Source organism: Streptomyces antioxidans, from assembly GCF_000968685.2.
Lineage (GTDB): Bacteria > Actinomycetota > Actinomycetes > Streptomycetales > Streptomycetaceae > Streptomyces > Streptomyces antioxidans.
On the sequence record NZ_LAKD02000001.1, the window covers coordinates 210887 to 231822 of the forward strand.

The 20936-nt window shown below is 71.3% G+C and carries 20 protein-coding genes; 12 read left to right on the forward strand and 8 right to left on the reverse strand.

All coding sequences use genetic code 11. From position 1 onward, the window contains the following. The first annotated feature begins 1 nt into the window (after position 1). From VT50_RS00815 to VT50_RS00850, 8 genes are all read left to right on the forward strand, one after another. The gene (locus VT50_RS00815) at positions 2–1006 is read left to right on the forward strand and encodes a TauD/TfdA family dioxygenase (protein WP_240528984.1); all 1005 of its coding nucleotides are present in this window, start codon (positions 2–4) and stop codon (positions 1004–1006) included. Between the two features lie 74 nt (positions 1007–1080). Further along, entirely contained in the window at positions 1081–2127 is a 1047-nt protein-coding gene (gene sbnB / locus VT50_RS00820) for a 2,3-diaminopropionate biosynthesis protein SbnB (RefSeq protein ID WP_046084514.1), read from the forward strand. 41 nt (positions 2128–2168) lie between these two features. Next, positions 2169–3176, forward strand: a complete 1008-nt coding sequence (sbnA, locus tag VT50_RS00825) for a 2,3-diaminopropionate biosynthesis protein SbnA (protein ID WP_046084515.1) — start codon at positions 2169–2171, stop codon at positions 3174–3176. 8 nt (positions 3177–3184) lie between these two features. Beyond that, positions 3185–4813 carry an NAD(P)-dependent oxidoreductase gene (locus tag VT50_RS00830; RefSeq protein WP_206269312.1) on the forward strand — a complete coding sequence of 543 codons (1629 nt, stop codon included), beginning with the start codon at positions 3185–3187 and terminating at the stop codon, positions 4811–4813. Between the two features lie 540 nt (positions 4814–5353). Then, a complete protein-coding gene (locus VT50_RS00835; protein ID WP_046084517.1) occupies positions 5354–6130 on the forward strand; it encodes a helix-turn-helix transcriptional regulator in 777 nt (258 codons plus the stop codon). Between the two features lie 89 nt (positions 6131–6219). Beyond that, positions 6220–7029: a helix-turn-helix domain-containing protein gene (locus VT50_RS00840; protein WP_046084518.1), complete on the forward strand. Its 810-nt coding sequence runs from the start codon at positions 6220–6222 to the stop codon at positions 7027–7029. Positions 7030–7189: 160 nt separating this feature from the next. Then, the gene (locus tag VT50_RS00845; RefSeq protein ID WP_046084519.1) at positions 7190–7951 is read left to right on the forward strand and encodes a thioesterase II family protein; all 762 of its coding nucleotides are present in this window, start codon (positions 7190–7192) and stop codon (positions 7949–7951) included. Between the two features lie 13 nt (positions 7952–7964). Then, a complete protein-coding gene (locus VT50_RS00850; RefSeq protein ID WP_046084520.1) occupies positions 7965–8699 on the forward strand; it encodes an IclR family transcriptional regulator in 735 nt (244 codons plus the stop codon). A 124-nt stretch (positions 8700–8823) separates the two neighbouring features. On the opposite strand, the gene VT50_RS00855 is transcribed toward VT50_RS00850, so the two are convergent. From VT50_RS00855 to VT50_RS00880, 6 genes are all read right to left on the reverse strand, one after another. After that, positions 8824–9135, reverse strand: a complete 312-nt coding sequence (locus VT50_RS00855; protein ID WP_046088697.1) for a hypothetical protein — start codon at positions 9133–9135, stop codon at positions 8824–8826. Between the two features lie 294 nt (positions 9136–9429). Then, positions 9430–9927, reverse strand: a complete 498-nt coding sequence (locus tag VT50_RS00860; protein WP_046088696.1) for a hypothetical protein — start codon at positions 9925–9927, stop codon at positions 9430–9432. A gap of 61 nt (positions 9928–9988) precedes the next feature. After that, positions 9989–10627, reverse strand: a complete 639-nt coding sequence (locus tag VT50_RS00865) for an MBL fold metallo-hydrolase (protein WP_046088695.1) — start codon at positions 10625–10627, stop codon at positions 9989–9991. Beyond that, on the reverse strand, positions 10627–11712 hold the full coding sequence (locus tag VT50_RS00870) for an S-(hydroxymethyl)mycothiol dehydrogenase (protein ID WP_046088694.1): 1086 nt from the start codon (positions 11710–11712) through the stop codon (positions 10627–10629). The genes VT50_RS00865 and VT50_RS00870 overlap by 1 nt, the downstream gene beginning before the upstream one ends. Positions 11713–11873: 161 nt before the next feature. Next, positions 11874–13493: a M4 family metallopeptidase gene (locus VT50_RS00875; protein WP_046088693.1), complete on the reverse strand. Its 1620-nt coding sequence runs from the start codon at positions 13491–13493 to the stop codon at positions 11874–11876. A 517-nt stretch (positions 13494–14010) separates the two neighbouring features. Continuing rightward, on the reverse strand, positions 14011–15021 hold the full coding sequence (locus VT50_RS00880) for an NAD(P)-dependent alcohol dehydrogenase (RefSeq protein WP_046088692.1): 1011 nt from the start codon (positions 15019–15021) through the stop codon (positions 14011–14013). Between the two features lie 104 nt (positions 15022–15125). On the opposite strand from VT50_RS00880, the gene VT50_RS00885 reads away from it, so the two are divergent. Continuing rightward, on the forward strand, positions 15126–15707 hold the full coding sequence (locus tag VT50_RS00885; RefSeq protein ID WP_046088691.1) for a TetR/AcrR family transcriptional regulator: 582 nt from the start codon (positions 15126–15128) through the stop codon (positions 15705–15707). Positions 15708–15834: 127 nt separating this feature from the next. Here the strand turns inward: VT50_RS00885 and VT50_RS00890 are convergent, their stop codons facing one another. Further along, positions 15835–16410, reverse strand: coding sequence for a TerD family protein (locus tag VT50_RS00890; RefSeq protein ID WP_046088690.1), 576 nt, complete (start codon positions 16408–16410; stop codon positions 15835–15837). 174 nt (positions 16411–16584) lie between these two features. Between VT50_RS00890 and arfB the strand changes: the two genes are divergently transcribed. Further along, on the forward strand, positions 16585–17022 hold the full coding sequence (gene arfB, locus VT50_RS00895; protein ID WP_046088689.1) for an alternative ribosome rescue aminoacyl-tRNA hydrolase ArfB: 438 nt from the start codon (positions 16585–16587) through the stop codon (positions 17020–17022). A 62-nt stretch (positions 17023–17084) separates the two neighbouring features. Here arfB and VT50_RS00900 read toward each other — a convergent pair whose 3' ends face one another. Next, the gene (locus VT50_RS00900) at positions 17085–17585 is read right to left on the reverse strand and encodes a flavin reductase (RefSeq protein WP_046088688.1); all 501 of its coding nucleotides are present in this window, start codon (positions 17583–17585) and stop codon (positions 17085–17087) included. A gap of 404 nt (positions 17586–17989) precedes the next feature. On the opposite strand from VT50_RS00900, the gene cdgB reads away from it, so the two are divergent. Together cdgB and VT50_RS00910 are read left to right on the forward strand one after the other, a co-directional pair. After that, positions 17990–19678: a diguanylate cyclase CdgB gene (cdgB, locus tag VT50_RS00905; RefSeq protein WP_046088687.1), complete on the forward strand. Its 1689-nt coding sequence runs from the start codon at positions 17990–17992 to the stop codon at positions 19676–19678. Positions 19679–19885: 207 nt separating this feature from the next. After that, the gene (locus VT50_RS00910) at positions 19886–20878 is read left to right on the forward strand and encodes a carbohydrate-binding protein (protein WP_046088686.1); all 993 of its coding nucleotides are present in this window, start codon (positions 19886–19888) and stop codon (positions 20876–20878) included. The last annotated feature ends 58 nt before the right edge of the window (positions 20879–20936 follow it).

A 20936-nucleotide genomic window follows, 5' to 3' on the forward strand; every position in this document is an offset into this window, starting at 1 on the left:
CATGGCTGTGACGCCGGACATGACATCGAACGCGGCATCGGACGCGCCGTCGGTGGAGGTCCTCGCCGACCGACCCGCGGTGCTCCGGGTCGACGGGCCCCCGCCCGCCGACCCGGCCGCCTGGGCCGCCGCCCACCGCGGCGAGCTGCGCGCCGCCGTCGCCGAACACGGCGCGGTGCTGGTGCGCGGCCTCGGCCTCGCCGACGCGCCGACGGTGGGACGGGTGGGTCAGGAGCTCCTGGAGGAGGTGATGGTCGAGCGGGAGGGCTTCGCCACCCGCCACCTCCGCGCCGACGGCGTCTACTCCTCCTCGGAGTGGCCGCCCGACCAGCCGATGTGCATGCACCACGAGCTGAGCTACCGCCGTGAGGTGCCGGGGACCCTGCTCTTCGCGTGCCTGACCCCGCCGGCCTCCGGCGGGGTGACCGGGGTGGCCGACTCCCAGACGGTGCTTGAGGCGCTGGACCCGGCGCTGGTGGCCCGGTTCCAGCAGACCGGCTGGCGGCTGGACCGCAACTACACCGACACCGTGGGGATCGGGCGTGCGGAGTCCTTCGGCGCCGGTGACCGCGGGGCCGTCGACGCCTACTGCCACCGCTGGGGCATCGAGACCGAGTGGCTGCCCGGCGGCGATCTGCGCACCCGGCAGCGCTCCGCCGCGGTGCTGCGCCATCCGGTGAACGGCCGCCTCGGCTGGTTCAACCAGATCGCCTTCCTCAACGAGTGGACCCTCGACCCGGTGATCCGCGAGTACCTGACCTTCGAATTCGGCCCGGACGGACTGCCGTTCAACAGCCGTTACGGAGACGGCGGCACCATCGACGAGGCCACGGTGCTGGCCATCAACGCGGTGTACGAGAAGCACACGCTCCGGGAACCCTGGCAGGCCGGGGACCTGATGGTCGTGGACAACCTGCGGATGGCACACAGCCGCGAACCCTACGAGGGGGAGCGTGAGGTCGTCGTCGTCCTCGGCGACCCGGTGCGGGTGCCCGACCCGGCCTGATCCGCCCGCCCCTTTCAGCCCTTCAACGAGCGAGGTCGGCACCCCGTCGGCCACAGTCAAGGATGGAGTCCCACATGTCCCGGCAACCTGGCGTGCCACCCTTCGCCGTCATCCCCGGCGCGCAGGTGGACCACGTGCTCTCGGGCAACGAGAAGCAGGTCCTGAAACTCGTGGAGGAGGTCTACCGGCTGCACGGCGCTGAGCAGACCGTCAACCCGCCGTCGTACTTCCTGCGCTTCCCCGACCGGCCCAGCTCGCGGATCATCGCACTGCCCGCGTCGGTCGGCGGTGAACGGGCCACCGACGGCCTGAAGTGGATCTCCAGCTTCCCGGAGAACGTGGCCGCGGGCATTCCCCGCGCCTCGGCCGTGCTGATCCTCAACGACCACGACACCGGCTATCCGTTCGCCTGTCTGGAGTCGTCCATCATCTCCGCCTCACGCACCGCGGCCTCGGCGGCGCTCGCCGCCGACAAGCTCAGCCGGGGCGAGCGGCCGCGCCGGGTCGGCTTCATCGGCACCGGGCTGATCGCCCGCTATATCCACACCTATTTGGTGCGGACCGGCTGGAACTTCGACGAGGTCGGCATCTTCGACCTGTCCGAGGAGCACGCCCGGGGCTTCGCCGGATATCTCGGCGGCCTCGACGCGGACGCCGATCCGGCCGTGGTGCACTCCAGCGCGCAGGAGCTGATCGAGGCCAGTGACCTGGTCATCCTCGCCACCGTCGCGGGCACCCCGCACATCCACGACCCCGCCTGGTTCGCCCACAACCCGCTGGTGCTCAACGTCTCGCTCCGCGATCTGGCGCCCGAGATCCTGCTGGCCGCCACCAACGTGGTGGACGACGTGGAGCACTGCCTGAAGGCGGACACCTCCCCGCACCTGGCCGAACAGCTCACCGGCAACCGCGACTTCATCGCCGGGACGCTCTACGACGTGCTGGAGGGCCGGGTCGAGCTGCCCGACGACCGTCCGCTGGTGTTCTCCCCGTTCGGCCTGGGCGTACTCGACATCGCGCTCGGCCGCTACATCCACGATCAGCTGCGCGCCGAGGGAGCGCTGTCGGTGGTGGACGGTTTCTTCCACGAACTCAGCCGCTACGGGCGATCGGGCTCGTAACCGGCCGGGCGGCTGCGCCCCAGACGAATAACGGTGATGAAGTGCCCGTAATCTCAGCCCCGCACGAAATCAACATGGAAGATCTCTATGTGGATCTCCGCGCGGTGGTCGACGTTCCTCTGTATCTCAAATGCGAGAGCTTCAACTTCGCGGGATCCGTGAAGCTGAAGGCGGCTCGTGAGATGGTGCTCGCCGCCGAACGCGAGGGGCTGCTGGCCCCGGGGTCGGTCCTGGTGGAGTCCTCCTCCGGCAACCTCGGAATCGCGCTCAGCGTGATCGCCGCCAGCCGCGGTTACGGCTTCCTGTGTGTCACGGACTCGCGCTGCAACCCGGCCAGCCGTCGCCAGATGCAGGCCCTCGGCGCCCAGGTGCTCACCATCAGCCGCCCGGACAAGACCCGGGGGCTGCTCGGCGCCCGCCTGGACTATGTGCGGCGGCTGTGCGCCCACGACCCGCGGTATGTCTGGCTCAACCAGTATGAGAACCGGCACAACTGGCTGGCCCACTACCGCAGCACCGCCCCGGCCATCGCCGAGCAGTTCCCCGAACTGGACGTGGTGTTCATCGGCGCCGGCACGACGGGCACCCTGATGGGTTGCGCCCGCTGGTTCCGGGAGCACCGGCCCTCGGTGACCGTGGTGGCCGTGGACTCGGTCGGATCGGTCACCTTCGGCGGACCGCCGTCGCGCCGGCTGATCCCGGGCCTCGGGGCCGGGGTCCGGCCGGTGCTGCTGGATCGCGAGGCGATCGACGACGTGGTGATGGTGGAGGAGCCGGAGACCATCGAGACCTGCCGGGCCATGGCGCGGCGCGGTTTCCTCTTCGGCGGTTCGACCGGCACCGTGGTCAGCGGCGCGCGGCGCTGGCTGGCCGAGCGGCCGGGCGGCGGATCGCTGGTCTCGGTGGCCATCGCCCCCGACCAGGGTGACCGCTATCTCGATTCGGTGTACGACCCGGAGTGGGTGGCCGAGCACTACGGGGAGCCCGTCGGTGAACAGCTCCCGGACCCCCGTACCGATTCCGCCTCCCAACTGGTCGGTGCCGGATGACCGGGCCCGTGCCCGGCGGCGAAGCGGGGGCCCGGGGCGCCGCCGCCGCGGCCCGGCGGCCCGTCGTACTGATCGCCGAGGAGCTGTCGCCCACCGCGGTGGCCGCCCTCGGACCGGATGTGGAGGTGCGCGACCGCTCCGGTGCCGGACGGGACGCCCTGCTGCGGGAGTTGGCCGACGCCGACGCGGTGCTCGTCCGCGGCGCCACGCGGATCGACGCCGAGGCCCTGGCCGCCGCGCCCCGGCTCGAGGTGATCGCCACGGCCGGGGCGGGGGTGGGCGCCGTGGATGTGTCCGCCGCCACCGCCGCCGGGGTCATGGTGGTCAACGCGCCCACCGCGCACGCCGTGAGCGCGGCCGAGCTGGCCGTCGGGCTGCTGCTGGCCGTGGCGCGTGGCATCCCGCGCGCCGACGCGTCACCCCCGGTCGGGCACCCGCCGGGCGCCCGGCCCGCGGGGATGGAGCTGGCGGACAAGGTGCTGGGTCTGGTCGGCCTGGGGCCGGTCGGGTCGGCGGTGGCCCGGCGGATGCGCGCGTTCGCCATGGAGGTCATCGCCTACGACCCGGCGGCGGCCGCCGGCCACGCCGAGGCGGAGGGCGTGACGCTGGTCACGCTGGACGAGCTCCTGGTCCGCGCCGACTTGGTCTCGGTCCACCTCCCCGGGACCGCGGTCCACCGCGGGCTGCTGGGGTTCGAGGCGCTGCACCGGGTCAGGCCGGGGGTGCGCCTGGTGGACGTCACCGGTGGCGGCACGGTGGACCAGACCGAGCTGTACGCGGCGCTCAAGGAGGGCCGGGTCGCGGCGGCGGGGATCGAGGCCCCCGCCGACTCCCCGTTGGCCGAACTGGAGACCGTGGTGGTCACTTCGGAGCTGGCGGGGCACACCCCGGAGGCCGAAGAGCGGGCCGGAGTGTCGGCGGCGACGTCCGTGCGGCGCGTGCTCGGCGGTGAGGTGGTGCCGGAGGCGGTCAATGTGCGGGCCGGGGAGGTCCCCCGCGCGCTGTTGCCCTGGCTGCCGCTGACGGAGCGGCTGGCGGCGCTGGTCACCGCCGCCGCCGGAGGGCTGCCGACCCGGCTGGAGATCGTGGCGGGCGGCGGTCTCGCCCGGCACGAGGCGGCGGCGCCGGTACTCGCGGCGCTCGAACTCGCGGCCCTGAAGGGCACGCTGACCGGTGCGGGCCCCACCCGGCTCTCCTATGTGAACGCGCCCGCGCTGGCCGAAGAGCGCGGTGTGACGGCCGTGGCCACCGCCGCCCCCGAGCCCGGGGGCGGATCCTCGGTGGCGGTCCGCACCGCCCTCCCCGGTGGCGAGGACGTCTCGGTGACCGGGGACCTGATGGAGCCCGGGGGCACCGTCAGGCTGGTGGAGATCTGTGGCCGGCCGCTGGACTTCCCGCTCGTCGGGGAGACGCTCTTCCTCCGCTGCCGGGACGCCGCGGGCGCGCTCGGCAGGCTCGGTGCGGCGCTCGGCCGGGGCGGGGTGCGCATCACCTCGATGCGGCTGGCCCGCACCGCACCGGGCGGCGGCGCGATCGTCGTGCTGGGCGTGGACCGGCCGGTTTCCCCCGACCTGCTGGCCGAGGCCGCGGACGCGGTCGGGGCGACGCACTGGTGGACGCTGAATGGCGGTGGATAAAAGGCCGCACATGAACGGTAGTACAGATTCCGTATCTCGCATTCCGCATCCGGCGGAAGCTGTGGAATTCGGGCCGCCGGGGGACTTTCGCCGACGGCGCTCCGATATCGCGCGGAGGGTGGCAGCAAGAGGACAGAGTGATGGCTGAAAGTAGCGTGACCGGTGCGCAGGGTGGTAGACGGATGGGAGGAGAGGGGGAAGTATCACGTGGGACGGGGAAGTTCCTGACAAAGGGGGCACCGGGTCGGGTAGTGGGGGCTGGTATTCCGGATAAGGAGACGCCTTTGTCCACTCCTTATCTTCTTGGATGCGTTGACGTGAGTGTGCCGCCCAAACTAACCTCGGCCGCGAAGTGCTTGTTAACGTGTATAGCGCTCCGCAGCTCTTCCGCCTCGCGGAATCTGCTCGGATGTTCAGGCGATTCCCTTCCGGTTCGGCCCTGTTCGTCGGTAATAACTTTAAGGGTCAACGAACGCTGGGGCACTCCTGGTCGCTCGGCATCCCGTGGGTCACGCTGTGCGTTTCGTTCGGGGAGTAGGCATGACAGGTCCAGCGAAGACATCCGATTCCGGGAGATCGGCCGACAGTGTGGAAGCGGCCCTGCTCAAGGCCCGCGAGCTGATCGAGTCGACGATGAGTCTGCACCGCCGTACCGCCCGGAACTCCGTCATCACACTGGAGCGCGACGAGGCCGCCGTCGCCAATGCCGTGGACGTACTGATCGGTCAGGCGAAGCGCAGTGTCAGCGTGGCGCTGCCGGACGGGGGAGAGCGCGCGAAGACCGTCGGCGCGGCCATGGAGCGGCTTTTCACGAGCGGCCGCAAGCGCGTACCGGCCCGTCTGCTGTGCACCTCCGAGTCGCTGCGCGAGTCCGCCGTGCGCTCCGCTGTCGAGCGTGGTGAGGCACAGGTGCAGGTGCGGGTGGCCGAGGCGCTAGCGGACACCCTGATCGTGGACGGCAGGGCCGCCATGGTCCGCTCCCGGGTGGAGAGCCGTGGCGAGGAGGTCGTCTCCGTCATCGAGGACCCCGCGCTGGTCCGGACGCTGGGCCTGCTGTTCGCGGGCGCTTGGGGGAGCGCCGTACCGCTGGCCGAGCACGAGTGGATCAGCAAGTGGTTACGGACCGAGTCCGTCCGGCGCATTCTCGAGCGGCTCTGTCAGGGATACACCGACGATGTGGCGGCCCGGGAGGTCGAGGTGTCACTGCGCACCTACCGGCGCCATGTCGCCGAGATCATGCGCGGCCTGGGGGCCAGTTCCCGGTTCCAAGCCGGGGTGCGGGCGGTCGAGCTGGGCTTGGTGCCAGCGGGCGACTGAGCCGCCGCCGGTCCGCAGGACAGTCAAAACGTGCGGCGGTCCATTCCGCCGGACGAACTCACACGGGGGTGAGTGGTGTGTCATCCGTCATGTCCGACCGGACGTCCGGCACCGGTCGGTGCGACGTCAGTCTGGCTCCGGTCAGCGTCGGTGACGAGTTCGAGCAGGAACTCCTGGAAGTGAGCGCCTTATTGGCGTCCACCGTGGTGCGCCGCCGGGACCGGCTGCACCGGGATGTGCCGATCTCCGTCATCGACACCCAGCACATCGCCGTGGAAGCGGCGGCACGGCTGGTGACGGACGCCACCACGCACGTCGACATGGTGCTCGCGGCCGAGCACGGCTACTCGCGGGCCGTCTACCAGGCCCTCACCGAGCGGTTATCGGCCGACGGCGGCGACCGCCTCGCGGTGCGGCTGCTGTGCACTCCGAGCACCCTCGACTGGCGCTTCGTCAAGGCGTTCGCGGCCGAGCCCGGGGTGGAGATCCGGGTGGCCAGGATTCCGGCGCTCGCCGCCGTCATCGCCGACGACGAACAGGCCCTGGTCTGCGCCGACTCATCGGTCGGCCGCCGCGCCTCGGCCACCGGCTCGGCCGGCGTGATCCGTCCGCTGCTCGCCCTCTTCGACGGCGTCTGGCGGAACGCGGTGGTGGTGGCCGACCGTATCGATTTCGGGGACCAGACCCGCACGGAAATCGCCCAGCAGATTCTGGAGCGGCTGCGCGCCGGGGTCACCGACGACGTCGCCGCACGTGAACTGGCCATGTCCGTGCGGACCTATCGCAGATATGTGGCCGATATCATGTCCCTGCTGGGGGCCACCTCGCGATTCCAGGCCGGTGTGCGCGCCGCTGAAATGGGGCTGCTGCTCTCCCGGTCACCCGCCCCCCGGCGATGATGAATTGCGCGCGCCACCGGCGAACTCCGGATCGGTGGCAGCTTCATGAAGAGGCGTTGCGGGATGCCGAGGAACGCCGCTAGACAAGAACAGGGGAATGCGGGGCCATCCGGCCCCTATGGTGAATCATGGATTCCCCTCACGGGGAGGAACAACAAGCATGACCGTCGTCGGCATCGACAGCAGATGGTTCCGCAGGTACGGAACCGCGGGGACACCACACAGGCGGCTGATCTGCCTGCCCCACGCGGGGGGTTCCGCGAGCTTCTTCCACAACTGGGGGACCGCCCTCACCGAGCCGGGGGCCGCCGGCGGGGTGGAGGTGCTGGCCACCCGCTACCCCGGCCGCCAGGAGCGGCTGGAGGAGCCGGCCCTGGACAGTGTCGAGGCCCTGGCCGATGAGATCACCGCGGCCCTGCTGCCGTTCGCCGACACGCCCCTCACCCTCTTCGGCCACAGCATGGGGGCGTCGATCGGCTACGAGGTGGCGCTGCGCCTGGAGAGCCGGCACGGCGTACGGCTCGACGCGCTCTTCGTGTCGAGCCGCAAGGCACCCCACGTGCTCACCCCCAAGGACACCTATCTCCGCGGTGACCAGGCCCTGCTGGACGAGGTCCGCGGGCTGGGCGGCACCGACGCCACGCTGCTGGACGACCCGGACCTGACGGAGCTCCTCCTGCCCGCGATCCGCGCCGACTTCAAGGCCGTGGGCACCTACGGCCCCCGCGCCGCCACTCCGGTGAGCTGTCCCGTCCGCGCCCACGTGGGGGACCGCGACCCCGGGATCACCGAGGACGACATGCGGGCTTGGGCCGCCGTGGCCCCGGCCGGCTTCGACCTCACGGTGCTGCCCGGAGACCACTTCTACCTGATCCAGCAGCGGGACGTCCTGGTCCGCACGCTGGCCGCACACCTCGGTTGAGGAACTGACTGCCATGGCCACCGCGACGGTATCCCCGCCCTTCCGGCCGGAAAGCGGAGTCGGCGTACTCGACAAGGCATCGATGCTGCTGGGGGTGTTGGAGGTGGGCCCGGCCAACTTGGCCACCCTCGTCTCCGTCACCGGTCTCAAGCGGCCCACCGTGCACCGCCTCGCGCTCGCCCTCGAGCGGCTGCGGCTGGTGGCCCGGGACTCCGACGGACGCTTCGCGCTCGGCCCGCGCCTCGGCGACATGGCCGTCGAGGCCCGCCACGACCGGCTGCTGCTCGCTGCCGAGACCGTGCTCCCTGAACTGCGCGACCGCACCGGCGCCAGCGCCCGGCTCTACCGGCGCCGCGGGCAGCTGCGGGTCTGCGTGGCCTCAGCCGAGACGCCCGCCGACGGCGACACCGTGCCGGTGGGCAGCGCCTTCCCCATGAAGTCCGGGGCGGTGGCCCAGGCGCTGCTCGCCTGGGACGAGCCAGAACTGCTCTGCGAGGGCCTGCGCGGGGCCCGGTTCAGCGCGGCGGTGCTCTCCGGGGTCCGCCGCCGCGGCTGGGCCCAGAGCGTCGGCGGCTGGGAGCCCGCCATGGCCACCGTGGCGGCCCCGGTCCGCGGCCCCGGCGGGCGGGTGGTCGCCGCCGTGTCGCTGTCCGGGCCGGTCAGCAGCGTGACCCGGCACGCCGGGCGGCAGTACGGGGCGAGGACGATCGACGCGGCCGTCCGGCTCGCCGAACTCTCCGGCGGGTGACGGCCATTGCGCACACCGCCCCGTACCCCCTGCCCGGCAGGGGGTACGGGGCGGTGTGATGCCCTGAACCGTCCGGCGGCCACCGCATGGTGGCCGCCGGACGGATGTCGCCGTGTGCGAGCGCTCAGCCGCAGCCACCCGCGTGGCCGCCGTCGAGGCTCGCCGCCATCACCGAGGTCTCGGCGCGCAGCGCGTCCAGGGTGTCGTTGTGCACGGCGTTGATGAAGGTGGCCACCAGACTCGCCCAGCGGGCGCTGGCGTCGGTCATCAGCGAATGGCCCGTCAGGGACCCGGCGTATTCCTCGCGGTTCGGCTCCAGGGCCAGCTCGCCGATCACCTCGGCGAACACGGCCGGATCGGTCAGATCGCGGCCCTCCAGGCTGACCATCTGGCTCAGCCCCCCCTGCTCCAGCCAGGTCGTGTAGTCACGTTCCATTCTGGCCAGAATCTCCGTCGTATTCATTTCCAATGCTTCCTCCCCGGTTTTCGTGCGGACGCACACCTGGCGCCGCGGAACCAGCATGGAATACCGCCCGTCAGAACCCTGTTCAGTTGGTGTGGGGCGCTGCGCACGGTAATGCTGGTCGTATTGTGCGGTCGGGAGCGGGCGGCGTGGTATCGAAATCGAATTCTTTACAGTGTGCTCGCGGCTGCTTTCCGCCCACTGATAGCCTCTGGCCGTCACCTGGCTCCCGTGTCAGCTGGGGCGCAGGAGAATGAAGCGCCCGGGTCATACCCGGGGAAAGCGGGACTGCAGGCCCCACACCACGGGGTTGTCGCCAAGCCCCTCGTTCAAATCGACGAGGTCGGCGATCAGATCGTGCAGGAAGTCGCGCGCCTCCCGGCGCAGCACCGCGTGGCTGACGGTCAGCGGGGCTTCCTCCAGCGGCACCCAGTCGGCGGTGATGTCCACCCATCCGAAGCGGCGCTCGAAGAGCATCCGGTCCGTCGACTCGGTGAAGTCCAGCTCCGCGTGGACCGCCGTCGCGGAACGGCTGCCGCGCGGGTCCCGGTCGAGCCGTTCCACGATGTCGCACAGCGCCCAGGCGAAGTCGAGCACCGGCACCCATCCCCAGGCCGTGGACAGTTCGCGGTCCTTGTCCGTATCGGCGACATAGACGTCCCCGCAGAACAGGTCGTACCGCAGGGTGCGCACATCCGCGGTCCGGTAGTCCGTCTGCGGGGGATCCGGGAAGCGGCGCGAAAGGGAGTAGCCCAGGTCGATCACACGGCCGATGGTGTCATGGGGCGCGGGGCCGCCCGCCGGAGGGCGGCCCCGCGCACACCGCTCAGTGCCCGCGCGCGGTCCACTCCTCCAGCTGCGGGGCCTCGTCCCCGACGGTCGTGGAGTCGCCGTGGCCGGTGCGGACCACCGTCTCCGGCGGCAGCGTCAGCAGCCGCTCCCGGATCGACTCGATGATCGTCGGGAAGGACGAGTACGAGCGCCCGGTGGCGCCCGGGCCGCCCTGGAACAGGGTGTCCCCGGAGAAGACCGTGGACAGCGCCGGTGCGTACAGACAGACCGCGCCGGGGGAGTGGCCGGGGGTGTGCAGCACCCTCAGCTGCGTCCCTGCCACGTCGAGGACGTCACCGTCGGCCAGCGGCCGGTCCGGGGCGCGGTCCGGGTGGCGCATCCGCCACAGCACCTCGTCCTCCGGGTGGAGCAGGATCGGCGCGCCGGTGCGCTCGGCCAGCGCCGGGGCCGCGTCGATGTGGTCGTCATGGCCGTGGGTGGAGATGATGCCGAGCAGCCGTCGGCCCCCGACGGCGTCCGCGATGGCGTCGGCGTCATGCGCGGCGTCGATCACGTACACCTCGTGGTCGTCACCGACCAGCCACACATTGTTGTCCACCTCCCAGGTGCCGCCGTCCAGCGAGAAGGTGCCGGAGGTGACGAGGTGGTCGACGCGTACGGGCGGAGGGGTCATCAGAACATCACCACCGAGCGCAGCACCTCACCGCGGTGCATCTTGGCGAACGCCTCCTCGATGTCCTCGAGCCCGATCGTCTCGCTGACGAACGCGTCCAGGTCGAGGCGGCCCTGCTGGTAGAGGTCGACCAGCATGGGGAAGTCGCGGTCCGGCAGACAGTCCCCGTACCAGGAGGACTTGAGCGCCCCGCCGCGCCCGAAGACGTCCAGCAGCGGCAGTTCCAGCTTCATCTCGGGGGTGGGGACGCCGACCAGGACGACGGTCCCGGCCAGGTCGCGGGCGTAGAACGCCTGCCGGTAGGTCTCGGGGCGGCCCACCGCCTCGATGACCACATCGGCGCCGTTGCCGTCGGTCAGCTCCCGGACGGCCTCGATGACGTCGGCGCTGCCCGCGTCGAGGGTGTGGGTGGCGCCCAGCGAGCGGGCCCACTCCAGCTTCCGCCCGTCCAGGTCCACCGCGATGATCTTCGCGGCCCCGGCCAGCCGCGCCCCGGCGACCGCGGCGGCGCCGACCCCGCCGCAGCCGATCACGGCGACGGAGTCACCGCGCTGGACATTGCCGGTGTTGAGCGCGGCGCCGATCCCGGCCATCACCCCGCAGCCGAGCAGCCCGGCCGCGGCGGGCGAGGCCGAGGGGTCGACCTTGGTGCACTGCCCGGCGGCCACCAGCGTCTTCTCGGCGAACGCGCCGATGCCGAGCGCCGGGGTCAGCGCGGTGCCGTCGGTCAGGGTCATGGGCTGCTTGGCGTTGTGGGTGTTGAAGCAGTACCAGGGGCGGCCGCGGCGGCAGGCCCGGCACTCATGGCAGACCGCGCGCCAGTTGAGGATCACGAAGTCGCCGGGGGCCACCTCCGTGACGCCCTCGCCCACGGACTCCACGGTGCCCGCCGCCTCATGGCCGAGGAGGAAGGGGAACTCATCGTTGATCCCTCCCTCCCGGTAGTGCAGATCGGTGTGGCAGACGCCGCACGCCTGGACCCGCACCACCGCCTCGCCGGGACCCGCGTCCGGCACCACGATCGTCTCGATCCTGACCTTCTCGCCCTTGCCGGGGGCTACCACGCCGCGTACCTGTTGAGTCATGACAGCAGCGTAAGTGGCGACCAGCGGCTACGACAGGGATGACGGGGCCCGTCCGCAACGGGCCGCACCGGTCGCCCGGTGCGGCCCGTCACCGCTTCGGCGGACCGCTCGCTCCACGCTCTACTTCACGTTGAGCGACGCTCTACTTCACGTTGGGCACGTCACTTCACGTTGATCGCGGTCCAGGCGGCGGCGACCGCCTTGTACTCGGTGGAGTTCGCCCCGTAGAGGTCGGACGCGGCGCTGAGGGTGCCGGTGCGGGCGCCCGCGTACTTGGTCGTCGAGGTCCAGTACGTGGTCAGGGCCCGGTACCAGATCTTGATGGCCTTGTCCCTGCCGATCCCGGCGACGGTCGAGCCGTCGTAGGTCGGGCTGTTGTAGCTCACGCCGTTGATCACCTTCGCGCCGCTGCCCTCGGACAGCAGGTAGAAGAAGTGGTTGGCGGGCCCGGAGGAGTAGTGGACGTCGATGCCCCCGAGCGAGGAGGACCAGTAGTCCTTGGACGCCCCGTCCTTGCTGGGCTTGTCCTGGTAGCGCAGCGGGGTGCCGTCGCCATTGATGTTGATCTTCTCGCCGATGAGGTAGTCACCGACGTCCGCGGAGTTGCCCGAGTGGAACTCCACCGCGGTGGCGAAGATGTCGGAGGTGGCCTCGTTGAGACCGCCGGACTCACCGCTGTAGTTGAGGTTGGCGGTGGCCGCGGTCACCCCGTGGCTCATCTCGTGGCCGGCCACGTCCAGCGAGGTCAGCGCGTTGGCGTTGCCCGAGCCGTCGCCGTAGGTCATGCAGAAGCAGGAGTCCTGCCAGAAGGCGTTGACGTAGTTGTTGCCGTAGTGGACGCGGGAGTACGAGCCCACGCCGTCGTTCCTGATGCCGTTGCGGCCCAGGAACTCCTTGTAGAAGTCCCAGGTCTCGGCCGCGCCGTAGTGCGCGTCGACGCCGGCGGTCTGGCGCCCGCCGCCCCATACGTCATCCGCGTCGGTGAACAGGGTGCCGGTTCCAGAGCTGCCCTGGTTCAGGTCGTAGGTCTTGTGGTTGCCCCGGGTGGAGTCGGTGAGGCTGTACGTGGAGCCGCTCTTGGTGGTGCCCAGGGGCACCGTGCCGCTGTACTTGCTGGTGCCGGTGCCGGTCTCGACGCCTTCCCACTGGGACAGCTTCTCGCCCGTGGAGGCGTCGGTGACGACGTGCAGCTCGCTCGGGGTGCCGTCGGCCTGCGTGCCGGTGACGACGGTCTCCCAGGCCAGGACGGGGGTGCCGGTGGTCGCCCAGACCACCTTCCGCGGCGACTTGGCCTTCTCGCCGGTGGTCGCCTCGGGCGCGGCCTTCAGCGCGGCGCCGGAGGCGGCCGAGGGGGCCACGGCGGCGTCGGTGCTCTTGACCGCTATCCGCGCGCTGGTGGCCTTGTTGACGGAGCGCGCGCCGCTGGTCCTCTCGTGGACGACCAGGTCGCCGCCGAGGACGGGCAGCCCCGCGTAGGTGCGCTCGTAGCGGGTGTGAACGGTTCCGTCCGCGTCCTTGATGACGTCGCGGACGAGGAGCTTCTCCTTGGCCCCGAGTCCGAGGGACTCGGCCTGCGCGGAGGCGTCGGCCTGGGCCGCCTTGATCGCGGTGGCGCGCTCGCCCGCGGTCAGCGGAAGCGCCGTGGCGCCCGCCTCGCGGGAGTTCTCCGGCTGGGCGCTGGCCTGGCCGGTCTGCACGCCGATGACGACCATGGCGGCGGAGGCGACGAGCGCCGCCACGCGGACGGTCTTCTTACGGGGGGAGGAAGCGATGGGTCTCACTCGGTCTCCTTGCCTTGGGGCCGCCGGGTCGCGGCCCTGTGTAGGGGGTACGGACGGCCATGGGTGGGCCGTCCGGTCGAGCAGGAGTGGTGCGAGTGGTGCACAGAGAGGTGCGTGCGGGCCCTGCCGCGGGGTCAGGAAGACACGCGGCGGGCCGACCAGAGATTGTCATTGAACGATCGATTGGGATAGGCGCGTAACAAGAATTTGACTCGACGTTGTTCAAGTGGGGGCGAATTCGGTCAGCGAGGCATGAGGCAACAACGGCTGGTTGATGCCGACTTATGGCACTACGTCATGCCCCCGCCGCATCGGCTCCTCCGGCCGGGGCGGGGCCGGGTCCCGGCCGATCGCCCAGGTGACGAGCGGGGCGCGGCGGTTGGCGGGCGCGGGGGGCGGCGCCGCCGTGCGTCGCCGGGTACGCGACGAGAAGACGATCTGCGCGACGGGCCGCGGACCACCGCGTTTCCCGAGCGCACGGCCCCGTTCCAGAACTCCCGAGCGCACGGCCCCCGCGTCAGAACTCCAGTACGGCCCGGTAGCGGGCCCGTCCGCGGCGGACGTGGTCGAGCGCGTCGTCGATGCGCGCGACCGGGAACGTCTCGACGGCCGGGCGGATGCCGTGCCGCGCCGCGAAGTCCAGCATCCGCCGGTTTTCCTCGACTGATCCCACGAGGCCGCCCACGAGCCGCTTCTCCCCAGTCAGCAGACTCAACGGGTGGACGTTGAACGATCCGTGGGGAACGCCGACCACGGACAGCGTCCCCTGCGGGCGCAGCGCCGCGAGGTAGGCGTCCCACGGCAGATCGGCCGAGACGGTCGAGAGGATGAAGTCGAACGAGCCCGAGGCCCGCTGCAGCCCCTCGTCCGCGACGATGAACTCGTGGGCGCCGAACCGCCGGGTGTCGTCCGCCTTCGCCGCCGTCGAGGAGATGGCGGTCACATGGCAGCCCCACGCGGCGAGGAACTGGACCGCGAGGTGGCCCAGGCCGCCGACGCCCACCACGGCGACCCGGTCCGTGGGCCGCACCCCGTTCCGGCTGATCGCCGAGAACACCGTGATCCCGGCGCACAGCAGCGGCGCCGCGTGCTCGGAGGCGAGCGAGTCGGGCAGGGGCTGGACGTACCGCCAGTCGCTCGCCCGCAGCAGGGTGGCGAACGCGCCGCGGTCGCCGCGCAGGACCGTGTCGTCCTTGTGCGGGCACAGATGCTGCCGACCGGTGAGGCACCACTCGCAGGTGAAGCACGCCCCGGCCACCGCGCCGACGCCGACGCGCTGACCGACGGCCAGCCGGGTGCCGTCCACGGCGCCGCCCACGGCCGCGATCACGCCGACCGCCTCGTGCCCCGCCACCACCGGGTACCGGGAGAGGCCGTATACGTCGTCCACCAGGCCGATGTCGGTCTGGCAGACGCCGCAGTGGGTCACGGCGACATCGACCTCCAGCGGCCCCAGGGGCTCCGGCTCGTACTCGAGCGGCCGTACCGGGCCACCGGCTCGCTCCACCGCGTATGCGCGCACGGTCATGCGCGTCCACCTCATTTTCTAACTAACTAGTTGGTTCTGTCTGGGTGCGACGCTACGCGCCCGCCCTCAGCGCTGGCAACTAACCAGTTGGTAATCTGAGCCCCGTGTCTCCCCGGAAGAGCGATGCCACCCGCCGCCGCCTGCTCGACGCGGCCACCGCCGACTTCGCCGCCCATGGCATCGCGGGCGCCCGGGTCGACCGCATCGCGGCCGCCGCGGGCGTCAACAAGGCACAGCTCTACGCCTACTTCGGGGACAAGCTCGGCCTCTTCGGCGCCGTCTTCCGCCGCCACGCCGACGCCGTCGTCGACGCCGTGCCGTTCACGGCCGACGACCTCCCCCAGTACGCCGTGCGGCTCTACGACGCCGCCATCGCGCGCCCGGAGCTGGTCCGCCTGGCCGCCTGGGCGCGGCTAGAGGGAGTGGTCACCGACAACCAGGTGACCGAGTCATCCGCCGTCACCGTCAAACTCCGGGCCATCGCCGAGGCCCAGCGCGACGGCCGGGTCACCGCCGAGATCGACCCCGAGGACGTCCTCGCGCTGGTCCTGGCCATGGCCCTGACCTGGTCCGCCGTCGGCCTGTCCACCACCGCGGCCCCCGACGACCCACCCCCGACCCACAACCGCCGCAAGCAGGCCCTGTTCCAGTCGGTCTCGGGCGCCTTCGGCGTGCCCAACCCCTGAACGCGTGGCATGACCTGGACACCAGCGAGTTCTGACCCCGTTCCCCTTTAGGGAGACCGGGTCGTGGATGCGCCGAGGGCCGCCCCGGATGCGGGGCGGCCCTCGGCCGTGGTGCGCTGGTGGGACCTCAGACGTTGACGCCGAAGTCCTTGGCGATGCCCACCAGGCCGGAGGCGTAGCCCTGGCCCACGGCGCGGAACTTCCACTCCGTGCCGTTGCGGTACAGCTCGCCGAAGACCATGGCGGTCTCGGTGGCGGCGTCCTCGCTCAGGTCGTAGCGGGCGATCTCGGTGCCACCGGCCTGGTTGACGATGCGGATGAAGGCGTTCCGCACCTGGCCGAAGTTCTGGCTGCGGGACTCGGCTTCGTAGATCGAGACCGGGAAGACGATCTTCTCCACGTCGGCCGGCAGACCGGCCAGGTTGATGTTGATCTGCTCGTCGTCGCCCTCGCCCTGGCCGGTGACGTTGTCACCGGTGTGGACGATGGTCTGGTCCGGAGTGGACTTGTTGTTGAAGAACACGAAGTGCTGGTCGGAGTAGACCTTGCCGTTGGTGTTCACGGCGATGGCGCTCGCGTCGAGGTCGAAGTCGGTGCCCGTGGTGGTGCGGACGTCCCAGCCGAGGCCGACCGTGACGGCGGTCAGGCCCGGTGCCTCCTTGGTGAGCGAGACGTTGCCGCCCTTGGACAGGCTTACAGCCATGGGGTGTCCCTTTCGTGGTCTCGATGGTCCGAGGCGACGGGCGAAGCCGTCGTCACCCTCCACAACGCCATGAATGGCCCAACAGGTTCCAGCACTCTTTACTTTCTTTGCCAAACCCTGATGTCGGGGTACGACGAGATAACGAGATGACGCGGCCGGGGTCGGCGGGCGACCATGGGGGACATGCCCGCGCCCTATGTCATCCGAGGTTCTGTCTCCTTGCCGGAGGCCGAGTTGATGTGGCGTTTCTCGCGGTCATCCGGGCCCGGCGGACAGCACGTCAACACCAGCGACAGCCAGGTCGAGCTGCGCTTCGACCTCGGCCGCACCGAGGCGCTGCCGTCCGTATGGAAGGAGCGCGCCCTGGAGCGGCTGGCGTCCCGGCTGGTGGACGGGGTGGTGACCGTACGGGCCTCCGAGCACCGTTCGCAGTGGCGCAACCGCGAGACGGCCGCCGTAAGGCTCGCGTCACTGCTCGCGGAGGCGACCGCGCCACCGCCCAAGCCGCGCCGCCCCACCCGGATCCCCCGGGGCATCAACGAGCGGCGGCTGCGCGAGAAGAAGCAACGGAGCGAGGTCAAGCGGGGCCGTACGGGGCGGGGCTGGACGTAGCCCGGGGCCCCGCCGCCGCGTCGCCGCGCCACATCCGTCCTCCCGCCAGTCTTCCGCGCCCCTCACCCCAGCGTCCGGTAGCGCCCCCTGAAGTACGTCAGCGGCCCGCCCTCCGCGGCCGGTGTCGCCGCGGCGAGCACCCGGGCCACCACCAGCGTGTGGTCCCCGGCCGTCACCCGCTGCTCGGTGCGGCACTCCATCGTGGCCAGCGCGCCCACCGCGAGCGGGGCCTCCGTGTGCTCGCCCCGCACCACGGTCATGTCGTCGAACAGCAATCTGTCGCTGATGCGCCCCTTCATGGCGAATCGCCCCGCGATATGCCGCTGACCCTCCGACAGGACCGATACCGCCCAAAGCGGCTGTCGCTCCAGGAGCTCATCCATCCGGGACCCGTTGCGAACGCTCACCATCACCAGCGGCGGGTCAAGTGACACTGACATGAACGCGGTGGCCGTCATGCCGACGTCCTCGCCCCGCGGCCCCTCTTCCGGGTCGTGCGCGGTCACCAGCACCACACCCGCGGTGAACCGCGACAGCGCGGTGCGGAACTCGTCCTCGCTCACCCCACCAGCATGGGGGACGGCGGGCTCGGCTGGGCTGGAAGGAGTCGTCGGGAACACCCTTCGACGCTAACCGCCCCCGGCCGGTCCCCGCATCGGGCCGGGGAACCACGCGGGGCGTAGGTCGCGGGCCGTAAGCCCGGCGCCGGGCCGGGGGTGCCCGGGCTCCCCGGGCGGCCACCTCGCATGGCCGGGCGCCCGCATCCCGGGATTTGCGATCACAAAAGTTAGGAGCGCTCCCATGCGCCCTGTTGAAGAAGTGAACACGGTCTGTGACATGAATCACAGCAGCCAGTAATTGTTGACCCTGTGTACCGAGTGGGCAGCTCGCTGTGATTCAGTGGCCGTGGCAATCGGACGACAACACGCCAGGAGTTTGCTGTCGAGGTCTCGGGGGAGTGCGATCGATGGAGACCGAGTCGGAGCCGTACATCCGCCTTGCGACACTGCGGCAGCTGCACCAGGTGGTCGCCGGTCTGAACACCGCCCGCAGCCTCGCGGACACCCTTCAGGCCGTCGCCGACGGCGTCACCGCCGGGCTCGGCTTCGAACTGTCGGCCGTCAACCTCGTCCGCCCCGACGGGGACCTCGTCGTCGCCGCCGTCGGCGGCAGTGCCGGGGCCGAGGCGCTGATGGCCGGGCGGGTCGGCTCCCGCCGCTCCTGGGAGCGCCGGCTGTCCATGGGCGAGCGCTGGGGCGATCTGCGCTTCATCCCGTACAGCGAGGGCTGGGTCCTCGACGACGACGACGTCCCGCAGTGGCACACCCCGGGGCCCGCGCCCCGCTTCCCCGACGAATGGCATCCGATGGACCGCCTGTTCGCCCCGCTCTACGCGGCGGGCGCCTCCGGCGGCGAGCTCATCGGCGTCCTGTCCGTCGACAAACCGCGCAACGGCCGCCACCCCGGCGCCTGGGCCCGCGAGGCCCTCCAGATGTACGCCTTCCACGCGGCCGTCGCGATAGGCAACGCCCGGCTGCGCGGCAACATGCAGCGCGCCCTGCTGCGCCTGGAGCGCGAACAGCAGGCGCTGCGCGCCAGCGAGGAGTCCTTCCGCCAGGCCTTCGAGTACGCGCCCAGCGGTATGGCCATCGCCGAGATGGGCGGCGATCAGCACGGCCGGCTGCTGCGCACCAACGACGCCCTGTGCCGGCTGCTGGGCCGCCAGGCCTCCGCGATGCGCCGCTACTCCTTCTCCGACCTGGTCCACCCCGAGGACATCGGCACCCTGCTGCGCACCTCGGCCGAGGGCGGCCGGGCCGAGCTGCGGCTGGCCCGCCGCGACGGCTCGTACGTCTGGGTCTCGCTGCGCAACTCGGTGGTGGCCGACGCCGCCGACGGCCCGCGCTTCCTGCTCACCCACGTCGAGGACATCGAGGAGCGCAAGCGCCATGAGCTGCAGCTCGCCCACCGCGCCAGCCATGACTCGCTGACCGGCCTGCCCAACAGCGCCGAGCTGCGCGCCCGGCTCGCCGCCCGGCTGTGCGCCACCCCGCCCCGGCCGGGCGGGGACGAGGACGGCGGCGCTCCGGACGGCGCCCTCGCGGGCGGCGGCGGGGTCTATGTGGACGCGGCGGGGCATCTGCACGGCTTCGACGAGTTCGAGTGCTTCGGCACCCCGCCCCCGGTCGAGACCACCGCGTTCGACGGCCATGTGCACACCGTCCCGCCCAACGAGGACTCCGCCGCCGATGACGGCCATAAGGGGCTCGCGGTGCTCTTCTGCGACCTCGACGGCTTCAAGTCCATCAACGACCGGTTCGGGCACCACGCGGGCGACGCCGTGCTGATCGAGGTCGCCCGCCGGCTGACCAACGGCGTGCGGGAAGGGGACACGGTCGCCCGCCTCGGCGGTGATGAGTTCGTCGTCCTCGCCGACGGCCTCGGCCGGGCCGACGCGGCGGACCTGGCGGTGCGGCTGCGGAACGCGATCATTCCGCCCATCCGGGTGGACGGCCGGGCCGTCCGGGTCGGTGCCAGCTTCGGCATCGGCTGGGCGGGCTGCGGAATGTCGGCCGAAGAGGTGTTGCACTCCGCTGACCAGCGGATGTACATCGAGAAGCGGTCCCGCTCCAAGGACCGCCGCCGGGCCGGATAACGTAGCCGCCGGGCCGGATGAGGTAGGGGGGCGGTCGGTCGCGGTAGGCTGCGGCGATGCGGCCCTGCCGCCGACAGTGAACCGATCGTGAATATTGGCCATCCGGACAGCACACGCCCTGTTGAGGCCCTCTCGACCCTGATATGAGCTGTCGTGGCGCGTATCGATCCTGCGCCGATGGTCATATGCATAGGGGAGTGACGAGGGATGACGGCCGGCAACAACGGCTCGGGCACACCGGAGAACGACGACCCGTTCGCCTACCTGTATCGCTCGGAGGGCGATCAAGGGAACGAGGGTGGTCAGTCGGGCCAGCCGGGTGCCGCCCCCCGCACCGGTGGCTATGGCTACCCAGGCCCGGCCCAGCCGGGGGTTCCCCGCACCTCGTACAACCACGTCCGCGCGGTGGGCGAGCGCACCTACGGCCAGCAGGCCCCGAACCAGCCGCCGCAGGGGTACGGCCAGCAGGGCGGCTACGGGCGGCAGAACGCGCACTACGCCGCCCCCGAGACCCTGCCCGGCGGCGCCCCCCGCCAGCCCGGTGCGGCCGCCCCGCGCGGCGGCCGTGGCGGAGGCGGCCGGGGCCCCAACAACAAGGGGCTGCTCATCGGCGCCATCGCCGTGGTCGCGGTGGTCCTCGTGGGCATCGGCGTCGCCATGATCAACAACGGTGATGACGACAAGGGCGACCAGGCCGACCCGACCGGCCAGCCCACGGGGGGCTCCAGCGCCCGGCCCAGCGACCCCTCCGGGCCTGCCAAGGACCCGGGTGATGGGAAGCTGCCCACCGAGGACGCCGCGAAGATGAAGCTGGCGGGCGGCGCCGCCGCGGCGAGCGACATCAAGGGCGCCAAGGCCGCGGGCGGCACCTACGTGGGCGGGCTCAACACCCCGGGCGCGTCCGTGACCTGGAGCACGGAGGTGGCCAAGGCCAAGTCCTACCGGCTGTACGTCACCTACAGCGTGCCCGGCGAGGACCAGAGCATGTCGCTGACGATCAACGGCAAGAAGGAGACCCGGCCGCTCAGCATGAAGAACTTCTCGCACGGGCCGAAGGGCGACTACGAGAAGAGCTGGACGGAGTCCTGGTCGATCGTCCAGCTCACCAAGGGCACCAACACGATCACCCTGTCGTGTGACCCCGGCGACAAGTGCGATGCCAACGTCGACCAGATGTGGCTCGACAAGGGCAAGGGCTGATCACCACGGTGTCCGGACCCGCGTCCGACGACCGACCCGGCCGCGCCGCGTTCTGAGC

Coding starts and splice junctions, on each gene's coding strand:
- VT50_RS00840 (WP_046084518.1), top strand. CDS start 6,220: ATGTCCGACCGGACGTCCGGCACCGGTCGGTGCGACGTCAGTCTGGCT.
- VT50_RS00845 (WP_046084519.1), top strand. CDS start 7,190: ATGACCGTCGTCGGCATCGACAGCAGATGGTTCCGCAGGTACGGAACC.
- sbnB (WP_046084514.1), top strand. CDS start 1,081: ATGTCCCGGCAACCTGGCGTGCCACCCTTCGCCGTCATCCCCGGCGCG.
- VT50_RS00855 (WP_046088697.1), bottom strand. CDS start 9,135: ATGGAACGTGACTACACGACCTGGCTGGAGCAGGGGGGGCTGAGCCAG.
- VT50_RS00815 (WP_240528984.1), top strand. CDS start 2: ATGGCTGTGACGCCGGACATGACATCGAACGCGGCATCGGACGCGCCG.
- VT50_RS00850 (WP_046084520.1), top strand. CDS start 7,965: ATGGCCACCGCGACGGTATCCCCGCCCTTCCGGCCGGAAAGCGGAGTC.
- VT50_RS00890 (WP_046088690.1), bottom strand. CDS start 16,410: ATGGCTGTAAGCCTGTCCAAGGGCGGCAACGTCTCGCTCACCAAGGAG.
- arfB (WP_046088689.1), top strand. CDS start 16,585: ATGGGGGACATGCCCGCGCCCTATGTCATCCGAGGTTCTGTCTCCTTG.
- VT50_RS00870 (WP_046088694.1), bottom strand. CDS start 11,712: ATGACTCAACAGGTACGCGGCGTGGTAGCCCCCGGCAAGGGCGAGAAG.
- cdgB (WP_046088687.1), top strand. CDS start 17,990: ATGGAGACCGAGTCGGAGCCGTACATCCGCCTTGCGACACTGCGGCAG.
- VT50_RS00880 (WP_046088692.1), bottom strand. CDS start 15,021: ATGACCGTGCGCGCATACGCGGTGGAGCGAGCCGGTGGCCCGGTACGG.
- VT50_RS00910 (WP_046088686.1), top strand. CDS start 19,886: ATGACGGCCGGCAACAACGGCTCGGGCACACCGGAGAACGACGACCCG.
- VT50_RS00865 (WP_046088695.1), bottom strand. CDS start 10,627: ATGACCCCTCCGCCCGTACGCGTCGACCACCTCGTCACCTCCGGCACC.
- VT50_RS00835 (WP_046084517.1), top strand. CDS start 5,354: ATGACAGGTCCAGCGAAGACATCCGATTCCGGGAGATCGGCCGACAGT.